The 11,034-nt window shown below is 61.7% G+C and carries 11 protein-coding genes; 7 read left to right on the top strand and 4 right to left on the bottom strand.

The features are described 5' to 3' along the window. Window positions 1-154: 154 nt before the first annotated feature. Window positions 155-403 (bottom strand): hypothetical protein, encoded by a 249-nt coding sequence (locus MUB52_RS11925; protein WP_263844454.1) that lies wholly within the window; start codon window positions 401-403, stop codon window positions 155-157. A gap of 537 nt (window positions 404-940) precedes the next feature. Between MUB52_RS11925 and MUB52_RS11920 the strand changes: the two genes are divergently transcribed. The 3 genes from MUB52_RS11920 (at window position 941) to MUB52_RS11910 (ending at window position 4,525) form a co-directional block, all read left to right on the top strand. Next, on the top strand, window positions 941-1,690 hold the full coding sequence (locus MUB52_RS11920) for a substrate-binding periplasmic protein (protein WP_263844453.1): 750 nt from the start codon (window positions 941-943) through the stop codon (window positions 1,688-1,690). Between the two features lie 4 nt (window positions 1,691-1,694). Continuing rightward, the gene (locus tag MUB52_RS11915) at window positions 1,695-3,998 is read left to right on the top strand and encodes an ATP-binding protein (protein ID WP_263844452.1); all 2,304 of its coding nucleotides are present in this window, start codon (window positions 1,695-1,697) and stop codon (window positions 3,996-3,998) included. Window positions 3,999-4,105: 107 nt separating this feature from the next. After that, window positions 4,106-4,525: a response regulator transcription factor gene (locus MUB52_RS11910; protein WP_263844451.1), complete on the top strand. Its 420-nt coding sequence runs from the start codon at window positions 4,106-4,108 to the stop codon at window positions 4,523-4,525. Window positions 4,526-4,658: 133 nt separating this feature from the next. On the opposite strand, the gene MUB52_RS11905 is transcribed toward MUB52_RS11910, so the two are convergent. Next, window positions 4,659-5,141: an L-2-amino-thiazoline-4-carboxylic acid hydrolase gene (locus MUB52_RS11905; protein WP_263844450.1), complete on the bottom strand. Its 483-nt coding sequence runs from the start codon at window positions 5,139-5,141 to the stop codon at window positions 4,659-4,661. Next, window positions 5,138-5,527: a RidA family protein gene (locus MUB52_RS11900; RefSeq protein ID WP_263844449.1), complete on the bottom strand. Its 390-nt coding sequence runs from the start codon at window positions 5,525-5,527 to the stop codon at window positions 5,138-5,140. Before MUB52_RS11900 ends, MUB52_RS11905 begins: the two co-directional genes overlap by 4 nt. A 141-nt stretch (window positions 5,528-5,668) precedes the next feature. Between MUB52_RS11900 and MUB52_RS24000 the strand changes: the two genes are divergently transcribed. From MUB52_RS24000 to MUB52_RS11885, 3 genes are all read left to right on the top strand, one after another. Next, window positions 5,669-6,262, top strand: coding sequence for a LysR family transcriptional regulator (locus tag MUB52_RS24000; protein WP_318527422.1), 594 nt, complete (start codon window positions 5,669-5,671; stop codon window positions 6,260-6,262). Between the two features lie 106 nt (window positions 6,263-6,368). Beyond that, window positions 6,369-7,724, top strand: coding sequence for an adenylate/guanylate cyclase domain-containing protein (locus MUB52_RS11890; protein WP_263844448.1), 1,356 nt, complete (start codon window positions 6,369-6,371; stop codon window positions 7,722-7,724). A gap of 136 nt (window positions 7,725-7,860) precedes the next feature. After that, window positions 7,861-8,178, top strand: a complete 318-nt coding sequence (locus MUB52_RS11885) for a bactofilin family protein (RefSeq protein WP_263844447.1) — start codon at window positions 7,861-7,863, stop codon at window positions 8,176-8,178. Between the two features lie 51 nt (window positions 8,179-8,229). On the opposite strand, the gene MUB52_RS11880 is transcribed toward MUB52_RS11885, so the two are convergent. Beyond that, complete coding sequence (locus tag MUB52_RS11880) at window positions 8,230-10,155, bottom strand: calcineurin-like phosphoesterase C-terminal domain-containing protein (RefSeq protein WP_263844446.1); 1,926 nt, start codon at window positions 10,153-10,155, stop codon at window positions 8,230-8,232. 647 nt (window positions 10,156-10,802) lie between these two features. On the opposite strand from MUB52_RS11880, the gene MUB52_RS11875 reads away from it, so the two are divergent. Further along, on the top strand, window positions 10,803-11,034 hold a 232-nt coding region (locus MUB52_RS11875; RefSeq protein ID WP_318527421.1), incomplete at its 3' end, for an acetyl-coenzyme A synthetase N-terminal domain-containing protein.

Here is an 11,034-nt window from a genome sequence, read left to right as displayed (position 1 = left end):
TTTCGAACCGTTTTTTGACCATCGGCAGCCGTTTGCTCGAAACCGCGGCACTTCCCCAAGACAGCTTGCGATGCCGTCTCAGAAAGTGACGCTACATCTGGACACGAGCAGGGTGATCGCGGGGGCGCGTCCGAAGCCCGACGTGCGGTCGCGGTCAGGCGTCGCTCAACTGGACGCTGTCCTCCGAGGTCAAATCGAGCCCATAGGCCGTGCGCATCTGTTCGATGAAAGCGAGCGTTTCGGCCTCGAAGGGTGAGGTGCCTTCGAAGCTGTGAAGCAGTATGTTTTCGAGCAGATCTCCAAGAGACATCTCGTGCTGAGCGGCGATTGCCTTGAGAACCTTCAAGATGCGCTTTTCGATGCGAACACCGGTTTGCACGCGCTCCAATTTTCTATTCGCCATTCAACCCTAACCGTACGCAGCTCTTCTGTTACACGCCCAAAATTTAACGCCTCCGTCACAAGCTGGAAAGGGTTGCGTGGCGTCCGAATGCGCGCAAATGGCTTTTTTTAAAGGAAGATTCGCGTATCGCGATGCATCGCCATACGATAGGTTGTAATTGTGCACGGCTGGGTTGATGCACTGAACGGTGTGCCAGATCCACGCTTCCCGTCGCGACACAGCGAGTCGCGCCACATCCTCTCGGGAATTCGTCCAGCGCAGGCGCTCCGGACGGGCGGCTACGTCTCCGCTGACGGGCACACGGGTTTGGCTGGGGCCATCTGAAGGCGACAACACCTTCATCTGATCCTCCACGCTGGCCGAGGCGAGGCAGCTCTGACCGGGCCACTGCCCACAGGGCCTGCCATCGCGCGTTAATCAGACATCTGCACGGCCGACCCGAATCAAGCCTGTCATTTCTCCTCTCGCTTGGGTTGTATGGCCCACCGTTTCCGTGCACAACACAACATCGCCGAGAGATAACGGGAAAAACCGAACGTGTCCTTTGTCAAACACGCCATCATCGGCGCCGTCGCGAGCCTGATGCTGAGCATGCCCCCACTTCTCGCGCAGGAGAGGCTCACTGTCGTCGCGGATGAATGGCCGCCGTTCTCCGGAGAGAGCCTGCCGGGGATGGGCATCTCGATCGACGTGACGCGTGCCGTGCTGACGCGCGCAGGCTTCGAGGTCGACACTGCGATCTTGCCCTGGTCACGGGTGGTCAGCGGAGCCCGGGCCGGCGATTACGATGTGGTGACCAGCCTCTTTCTCGATGACGAGATGCAGAAGGCGCTCACCTATTCCGAACCGTTCTTCCGGACAGAGGTCAAATTCGTTCGCAAGAAGGGGGCAGCGATCACCTATGACGGGTTGCAGAGCCTCGCACCCTACACTATCGCGGTCGGCACCGGGTTTCTCTATGAGCCGGAATTCGACAGGGCGGAGTTCTTGACCAAGTTCGAAGTCACAACGACGCTGCAAGGCGTGCAGATGGTGGCGGCGGGCCGGGTGGATCTGACGCTCGACAGCACACATGTGGTGACGCATTCCATTCTCGAAGAAGACCCCGAGCTGCTGGCGCAGATCGAGTTTCTGGACCCCTCGCTCGCGAACCAGGAAATCCATATGGCGGTCTCCAAGCGCCGGCCCGATCACGAACAGATCGTCGCGTCTTTCAATGCCGCGCTCTCAGAGATGAGGGCAGACGGGTCCCTCGCCGTTCTGTTGCAAAAACACGCTGTGGACTGACCCCGTGCCGCGGCGGTGGAACAATCGGCTGGCGCTCAGGCTTCTGCTGCTGGTGCTGGCGATCAATGCGCTCCTTTCGCTGCTGGCCACCTCGCTGCAGCTCTACCTGACCTTTCAACGCCAGGACGAGGCGCTGCAGCGAGTAACTTCGCAAATCGAACAGGGCTTTGGTCAAAGCCTCAGCTCGGCGCTGTGGTCCTTCGACAAGCAGCAAGTCGGCGAGATCATCGACGGGATCTTCGCAAACGCCGACATCGGGGCACTGAACCTTTATGCCGAGCAATTGCCCACCTGGACCCGCGGACCCAAGGACCCGGACGAACAGCTCCAGATCACTGTCATCGATCTGGTGCACAGCGATCCCGTCCGCGGCGTCACAACTGTGGGAACACTGGAGATCGGGCTGAGCCGCGCGGGCATCTGGTCCAACCTCTACCAGCAGGTGGTGGTGCTCTTCCTGTCGAACATGGCCAAGACCGGGATCGCGTCCATCGCGATCCTGATCATCTTTTTCAGACTGGTGAGCCGCCATCTCAGGCAAGTCTCGGACTATGTCTCGAGGCCCGACTGGCTGACCGTCGAGGCGCCTTTGCAGCTCGACCGGCCGAGCACCGCCCCCGAAGACGATCTCGACGCGGTTGCGGCGGCGATCAACAGCACGCGCAAGCGCTTTCAGGACGTCAACCGGGATCTCGCGGCGACCTCCGAGCAGCTGCGCCTGGTGCTTGACACGACGATGAACGGGATCATCGGCCTGAATGCCCAAGGCGTCGTCGAGGTGATCAACCCCGCCGCCCGCCACATGCTGCACGGCATCTCCGACCCGACCCCCTTTAACTGGCCTGAAGAGATCAGGTTTCTCGACGTGATCGACCTGCACCCGCTCGACGCCTCCAACGATCCGATCAACCGTGCGCTGATCGGGCAGTCCCTTTTCGGCGAGACCCACGCGATGACACGGAAAGGCCAGATCGAAAAGCGCTATGTCCGCGTCTCTGGCGCGGTGGTGAAAGACCCCAAGAGCGATCTGCGCTGTGTCATCGTGCTGGACGATGTCTCGCAACTCGAGAAGAACCGCCAACAGATCGAGCGCAAGGGGCGGCTGGATGCCCTCGGCCAGCTGACGGGCGGCATCGCCCACGACTTCAACAATCTGCTTGCGACCATCCTCTATGCGATGCAACTGACGCGCGCAGACAACCTGTCGGAGAGATCGGACCGGGTGCTGGAGACCGCCTTGGGTGCCGTCGAGCGCGGGCGCGAGCTGACGGGGCGGTTGCTCGCCTTTGCCAAACAGCAGCCAGGTGTGGCAAGATCGCGCCCGGTCTCCGAGGTATTCGCCGAGTTCGAGGCGCTGGTCCGTCCCTCCATCGAAGCCGATGTCGCTATCACCTTCGTGCCGCCCGATCCGGACATGCTGATCTACTGCGATCACGGCCAGCTCGACAACGCCTTGCTGAACCTCGTCCTGAACAGCCGTGATGCGATCAAGCGCGGCGGTAAAGGTGGGCGCATCACCGTAAAGGCACGCCCGCTCGATGAAATCGATGCGGATGTCTCGCTGCGCCGACAGGATCCTTACGCATACATCGCCGACGGTATGAAAGAGGCGCACGCCGAGGATATCGCACGGCACGATGCACGCGCCTATCGGTACGTCGAGATCTCGGTCACCGACGATGGCCCCGGCATGTCGGAGGAGGTGAAAGACCGCGCACTCGATCCGTTCTTCACAACGAAGGACGCGAGCTCCGGCAGTGGCCTCGGCCTCTCCATGGTCTACGGGTTCATCCAGAAGTCCGATGGCGAGCTGCGCATCTACTCCGAGCTCGGTTTCGGCAGTACCATCCGCATAGTTCTGCCCCGCGGCACCTCCGAAAATGCGCGCGAGGAGCCAATGACGCGGCTGCCGATGCGTCGCGGCGATGGACAAACGATCTTGCTGGTCGAAGACGAAGAGAGCTTGCTTGGGGTCATGGAGGATCTCGTGCAGGAGCTCGGGTTTCGGTTCCGATCTGCCAGTTCTGGCCAGGCCGCGCTGGATCTCATCGAAAGTGGCGCCGCGGTGGACCTGATGCTGACCGATATCGTGATGCCGAATGGCATGAGCGGCTTTGAACTGGCTCGCCGCGCCCGTGATCTGCGCCCGGAGCTGCCGGTTGTCTATATGTCCGGCTACACCGGCTTTACCTCCACCGAAATGGGGGATGTCGTGGGCCCGATGCTGCAAAAGCCCTGCCCGCCTGCGCAACTTGCCGAAGTCCTTACAGAGGCGCTCGCCGCGGGGATCGCAGGACGAAAAAGCTGAAAGGGGCCTTCCCTGTCACGCGCCACACTCCTATAGTGGCAGGCCAAACGATTTCGGCAGATACCTGTTGCCGCCGCCCGCACCGGGCCAACCTGCTGGAGCGACACTTGGCCAAAATACTTCTCATGGACGACGACGAGCTTTTCGCCTCCGTTTTGAGCGAGGTACTGGCCTCGAGTGGCCACGCGGTTCGCACCGCGACGACGGCATCGCAAGCGATGGACATGATTACCAATGGCCGCTTCGATCTGCTCATCACCGATATCATTGTCCGCCGTGAAGACCAGACGATTCCAGACGGCGGCATCTCCTTGATCTCGCGGCTGCGCGGCGCGCTGAGCTGGAACCTTCAGCCCTGGATGAAAGAGATGCCGATCATCGCGATCTCCGGCGCCATCCGCAACCAGGGGCTGTCGGACCTTCTGCGGATCACCAAGGATCTGGGGGCCGACATGGCACTGCCGAAACCCTGCGATACCGGCGAGCTTCTGGATGCCATCAACCTGCTGACGCGCCGCCGGAAGTAGACAAGGCTGCGGCCGCAAACAGTTGCTCACGAATGCCCAAGTTCGGCCGGCCAGGGATGCAGCATCCGCAAACGCGTTCTCAGTCGCCGGACGACAAGCCGCCCGCTCGACCGCGGACCGCTGAGAGGACCGTTCAAGTCCCGCGCTTTTCCGTCAGTCGCGTGCGACAGCATCCGATCTTACCGGGCGCCCAGGTCTCCAGTTCGTAGTCGAAGCCGGCGGCCTGCCAGACGCCGTCATCGAACCCGGTTGCGCAGCTGAGAAGTGTGCAAACCTCGTCGTCGCTGCATCCCATTTCGCGCCAGCCATCCTTGAGCGGGCAGGTCATGTACTGCACCTCAAGGCATGTCGCACTGAGCTCCCTGACGTCGGGCGAGTAGGTCTCGCTGCCCGGCCCAAGGAAATAGCTGTCGAGCATGCCACTGAAGTCCCGCGGCGCCAGATGCGCGAGACGGGCACCAACCTCAAGCCCATGGGCCCGGCTGGCAGCCCTGAGAGCGCTGATCGCGGCCGGCTGCCCGTAGCGGGCAGACACTTCGCGAAAGATGGCCAGGTAGATACGCGCCCGGTCACGCACGGCACCATAGTGAAGCGACCGGCTGATCTCGGGCATCATTCCACCGCCACCGCTTCGATCTCCAGAAGCCAGGCCGGATCGAATATCCCCGCGATGATCACGGTGAGCGCGGGGTCGTGGCTACCCAGAACCCGACGGCGCACGGCGCTGTTTTCGGCGGTATGGGCCCGATCCGCGAGATAGGTCGTATGCCTGACGATGTTTTGGAGCCCAAGCCCGGCAGCCCTGAGTTGTGCCGCGACATTGGCCCACGCCTGCTCCGCCTGACCCGTGAAGGTGTCCGGCACCGACCCATCGGGACGCACCGGGATCTGTCCGCTGACATAGACCGTCCGGCGCACGTCCGAGGCGGCAACGCATTGCGCATACCCGGTCTTGAGATCATGCGCATCCGGCGCTGATATGTGTTCAAGTGTGATCGCCACCATCATCTCCTCTGCAAGCACAGGCCTAAGCTAGGGCGTCAAAGCGGCGCGCCTCAAACCAGAATGCCTCTCGCGCAGGCCTAGAAATACTGAGTCTGCAAAGCCCTCTTTTCGTGGCAGTCTGCTGTGAGGAGATCCGCCATGACCTACCGACTTCCCTCTTTGAACACGCTTCGGGCCTTTGAAGCCGCTGGCCGGCACCTGAGCTTCAAGGGCGCGGCCGATGAGCTCGGCCTGACGCCGGGTGCCGTGAGCCAGCAAGTCAAGAAACTCGAAGGCTCCTTGGGTGTCGCGCTCTTCAGACGCTTGCCGCAGGGGCTTCTGATGACGCGCGAGGGCGAGGACTATCTGCCTCAGATCACCCAGGTGTTCGAGGACCTGACACGCGCGACCGAAGCGATTGCACCCGACATCAACAGCAAGAAGTTCAGGGTAGGCTTGTCTCCCAAGGTGCGGTCCCTGCTGCCGGCGAACTGGCCCCATCACGACCGCACGCTGCAGCATCACATTCGCGATCTTGTCGAAACCAACGACGTCGATCTGGTGCGCACCAACGAGGTCGACTGTCTGATCCGGCCCGGCGGCGGGCCATACGGCAGGCTGACGCTCGTGATCATCCAGAGTGCCACAGCCGCTCAGGAGGTGCATTTCGTCTGCAAGCCGGGGCTGTCCGATTGCAGACAATCCAAAGCGATCTTGCAGGACATGGCACAGCACATCGCCGCGCGCGCCTGAGATCAGCCTCTCGGGGCTGGTTGGAGGCCCGACTGAACGCCTGGGTCAACACGCGGGCTGGCCAGCACCGCATTTTGCCACACATCTGTCGCGCGGGAGTAGACAGATGACCGATACCGACACCGAAGAGTTCGCCAGAGAGTCCGCCGCGCGGCTTAAACGTGCCGAGGAGCAGGGGTTACGGCTGGCCATCGCCTGCCGCACGCTCGTGACGGGGGCGGCCTTCATCTGGTACGTCGGCACCCCGATCCTCTTTGCCGGGTTCGAGCCGCGCATCGCTGCTATCGTTGTGCTTCTCATCTTCACCGCAATCGGGATCACACATCTGTCGCTGATCGGCACTCGGCATGACCGCTGGTGGATGAAATACGCGGTCTATGCGCTGGACACGGCCGCGATCTGCGCAACCTTCGCGCTTGTTCCGATCAGTCGGGCCGACGACGTGCCGCAGATCATCGCGTTTCGCGCCTATGGGATCTACTACCTCTTTCCGATCATCGCGGTCGCCTGCCTCAGCCTGTCCTGGCGGCTGGTGATCTGGACCGGTGCGGTCTGCGTCATCTGCTGGTGGGGCGCCTTTCTCTGGGTCGCCGGCGGCATGGAAAACATCCTGTCCTGGTCAGATATCCCGCCCGACGCGACCCGAAGCGACTATGAAGAGGTGTTCCTGTCGATAGACTTCATCGGCCGCGGCAATCGGATCGAGGAAACCGCAATGATCTTCTTCGCCGCCCTCAGCCTTGCCCTGGCCGTCTATCGGGCGCGCGCGGTCTTCTTTGCGCAGGTGGCCTCCGATGTGCAATGGCGCAGAGAGCGCGCAACGCGCCGCCGGGTCAGCACCCTCTTCGGGAAATACGTCCCGGCCGAAATTGCCCGGCGGCTCATCGCAGACGACAGCCCCTTGGCGCCGCAACAAACGGTTGGGACCACCCTGGTGATGGATATCGCCGGTTTCACAAGCTTCTCCTCGCAACGCAGCCCGACGGCCGTGATCGAGATCCTCGATCATTTCTTCGCCGACGCCACCCGCGCAGTCTCCGAAGAACGCGGCGTCGTGATCACCTATCTCGGCGATGGCTTTCTGGTCACCTTCAATGCGCCGCTCGGGATCCCCGACCATCCGACAGCTGCGATGAGGACAGCCGAACGGCTGCACCAGGTCGCCGCGGCGCATGGCTTCAAGATCAGGATCGGCCTGGCGACGGGCGAACTGGTCTCCGGCACGGTGGGCTCCGACGACCGCCAGTCCTTCACCGTATACGGCAGTTCGGTAAACCTCGCGGCGCGGCTCGAGGCGCTGAGCAAGAGGTTGAAGGAACCGATCCTGATGGATCGCGCCACCGCCGATGGGCTGGAGCCGGGTTGGCACACCGCGCATGCGGGCGATCATGCGCTCAGCGGCTTCGAGGGGCCGCAACCGGTCTACAAGCTCGCAAGGCCCCCGGCCGCCCCCGTATCATAATCATCCGCCGCCAGCGTCCTGTCGGGTACGGTGTGGCGGCCAATCGCTCAGCCGGCGATTCATTTCCCCCTGCCTCTGTTCAAAACACCGTGGCGTCTCTAGGTTCAGCCGACATCGGACGAAAAGGGTTGAGAGCGTGGCGGATTCGATCATCGAAGAGGACATGACCATCGAGGGCAATGTGGTGTCCAAGAAGGGCAGTGTCGAGGTCAAAGGCATCGTCGTGGGCGACGTCACCGCCGAGGCGCTTGTCGTGCAGCAAAGCGGTTCAATCGATGGTGCGCTATCCGCCAAGACGATCTCGATCGAAGGCAAGCACAAGGGCAGCCTCAAGTGCGAGGACCTCACCTTCGCGGCCTCGTCTCATGTGCAGGCGGATGTGACAGCCCAGACCATGACGACCGAAAGCGGTGCCAAGGTCGTCGGCAAGGTGAACATCACCGGCGGCGCCTGAGCGCGCCAGTGATGTGTTTTTGCGGCCGGATACGGCGGCCACAGGCGGCTTCTACTCCCAGAATTCCGCCTGCCAATCCGGATTGGGCAGCTCTTCCACAACCTCGAAGGCATAGCTCCGGGTGAAGGTCCGTCCGTGGCGGTCCGTCGTCGACACCTCCAGCATGTGCACCCCGACGGGCAGGTCCTCAGGCAGGTCAGCACGCCAGAGATGCTGGCTGTTGTCGGTCAGCATCCAGCGCTGATAAGGCCCGGCCTTGCCGTACCACTCGGTGCCCTGCCATGTCGTGTAGCCCTGCGTATCGGAGCCGCCGTCGACGGATCGCGCCGAAACAGAGCTGATCGTCGACTGCTGCCAGATCGCGAGCGGGTCGGCGTAATCCAGACCTGTCAGCTTCTCTTCGCCTTCACCAGCCTGGGTCCGCGTGCCGGCAATCGGCGTGGCCTCGTTGATCGAGACAGCGACTGTCGAGCTCTTGGAGCCGTTCCAGACGTTGACCGCAACCCAGGTGCCCTCGGCAAGATCGGCCTTGGTCAGCATGTAGAGATCGCCAAGATCGCGATTGATCACCGGCGGCTCCTGATCGAAGGTGCGCGGGTAGAGATCGCGATAGGCAATCAGCCGCGCCGCCCACTCCCGGAACCGCGGTGAGTTGAAGCTGGCGTGCAGCTGTGCGCCCGCCTCGCCAAAGACGTGATAGGTATCGACGTATTCATTGCCATCGAAGGACAGCTGATAGTAACCGCGCGGGCTGCCGAGACGCTGCGTGCTGCGCGGCACGCCCTGATCGTTGAGATCACCCGCCCACCACGAGCCCGAGACCGCACCCGTTATGATCTGGTGGAAGGGCGCGCCCGCGACGTTGGTGTTCTCCTCCCAGCCATGGAAATGCTCGCCCTCTTCGATGTTTTCGGTGGTATGCGTATGTCCCGCCAAGGCCAGGACGCGCCGACCCTCCAGAAGATCGGCGAGCTCGTCAAGATTGTCCGTCTGGTGTTTGGCGGCAGTGTTGTCCGTGAAGGTCTGGAACGGAATATGCGCCGTCATCACGATCAGACGGTCCTCGGGCACATTTGGTAGGAAGTTCGCCAGCCATTCGAGCTGTCGTTCGCTGATCACGCCATTGTAGGTGTGGGTCTTGTCGGTCGAGCAGAAGGGATGTGGATCGACGCCATTGCAGGGGTAACGGACGTTGTCGAGACCGAGGAACATCACTTCGCCGATCTCTGCGGCCCAATACTCCGGCCCCCATTCGCGGCGGAAGGTGTCAAAGCTGTCCGCATCGGACGCCGCATCGAAATCGACGTCGTGGTTGCCACCCACGAAGTACTGCGGCGTCTGGCCCACGGCGATGATCTGCTTGAACCGATCATAGAGCGAGAGGTCGTCGCCCATCACGTCGCCCGCGAAGATGAGGCACTCGGTGTCGCTCATATCCCGCTGCGCCAGCATGGTGCCCAGGGTGTCGCGCACATAGCCGACCTCGCGGTTGGTATAGGGCTGGGTATCGCCGAAGACGAGGCAGTCGAAGACGCCGTCCTGGGCATCCTCGATCAGCGGAAAGTTGATCGCCGCAGGCAGCGGACCGGTGGGTTCAAGCCCGCCAAAGCGCAGATCAGGGGATCCAGTCTCCTTATGGACATAGGCGAACTGGGGCACCATCTGGGCATTCACCGGCGTGACATATCCCGCCGGCTTGGTGATGAAGACGTTCATGTCGCCGTAGGCCGGGAGCGCATAGGTCCCATCGTCCGAGGTGACGACAACCTCACGCCCGTTCGAGACGATCACTCCGGCGATGCCGGTCTCATCCGCGTCGAGCACCGAATTGCGATTGGTATCGAGAAACACCGTTCCGCGCGCCTGCCCATCCGCTTCGCCGGCGATGGTTTCGACGGCACCGATATAGCTGGTGTCTTTGGCCAAAGCGGCGCCGGCCAAGGCCATCGCGGTCGGTGTGATGAGAAAACGCAGCATTCAGATCTCCTTCGGTTGATTGCCGTCGAGCCTCGCACGGGTCTGTGACACCAGTCGGCATCTGGCATGAAGTATTGCTGACGCTTCGATGACCGTCCTATGACAGCGGTCTGGAACAGCTGCGCGCGGCGGTTCTGCGCCGATCGTCCGCTCGCGCAACGTCCCCGTGGCTCACCCCCAATGCCGCGGCGGCGGCTTGGTCGCATCCCTGAGCCGGCAGATTTGGGACAATGGGCGAGTGCGCTCTAGCCCCTGCCGGAGACCGCAGACCGACCCCTGCAGCACGCGCGTGATGGGCGGTTGATCAAGAAGATCGATTCGCCAAAAACGGGAAGCGTCAACTCCGATTGACAGTTTGTCGCAGGTCGTGGCATGCGAATGCCTGGACCAGATCGTATACAATTGCATACCGATAGAGCCTGGCAGGCTAGGAAGTGAAAAAGTTACTGAAAGGTAAACATTGGAAAATTTTGCAATTTGAGAATGTATTTACAAGCTCGGCGCAAAATCGAAAATGAGTTTACAAAAAATGTCAATCAAACCAGCTAGAAAGCGCATCTATTTACAATTTCAGCTATGATCCTTCTGCAAGCTCTAGAAATCTCCATGGGTTGGGATCGCTCTGGGCGCAGCATGAGGAGGACATCATGACGACAGAAGAGTTGCTAGATGCAGTAGACGTTTCACCCGCTGCGGAGGCCCCTCGCCGGCCCCATGTGACAGCGGAAGATTACACAAGAATGTACGCCCAGTCGATTGAGGACCCTGATGGTTTTTGGGGTGTTCATGGTTGTCGTTTGGAGTGGATGAAGCCGTTCAGCCGGGTGCGGGACGTGGATTTCAGCCTGGGCGGCGTGTCGATCAACTGGTTTGCCGATG

Source organism: Roseobacter sinensis (assembly GCF_025755255.1).
Taxonomy (GTDB): domain Bacteria; phylum Pseudomonadota; class Alphaproteobacteria; order Rhodobacterales; family Rhodobacteraceae; genus Roseobacter; species Roseobacter sinensis.
The sequence above is the reverse complement of the archived record's forward strand: the minus strand, read 5'-3'. Positions and strand labels throughout refer to the sequence as shown.

Coding starts and splice junctions, on each gene's coding strand:
- MUB52_RS11925 (WP_263844454.1), bottom strand. CDS start 403: ATGGCGAATAGAAAATTGGAGCGCGTGCAAACCGGTGTTCGCATCGAA.
- MUB52_RS11905 (WP_263844450.1), bottom strand. CDS start 5,141: ATGATGCCCGAGATCAGCCGGTCGCTTCACTATGGTGCCGTGCGTGAC.
- MUB52_RS24000 (WP_318527422.1), top strand. CDS start 5,669: ATGACCTACCGACTTCCCTCTTTGAACACGCTTCGGGCCTTTGAAGCC.
- MUB52_RS11890 (WP_263844448.1), top strand. CDS start 6,369: ATGACCGATACCGACACCGAAGAGTTCGCCAGAGAGTCCGCCGCGCGG.
- MUB52_RS11880 (WP_263844446.1), bottom strand. CDS start 10,155: ATGCTGCGTTTTCTCATCACACCGACCGCGATGGCCTTGGCCGGCGCC.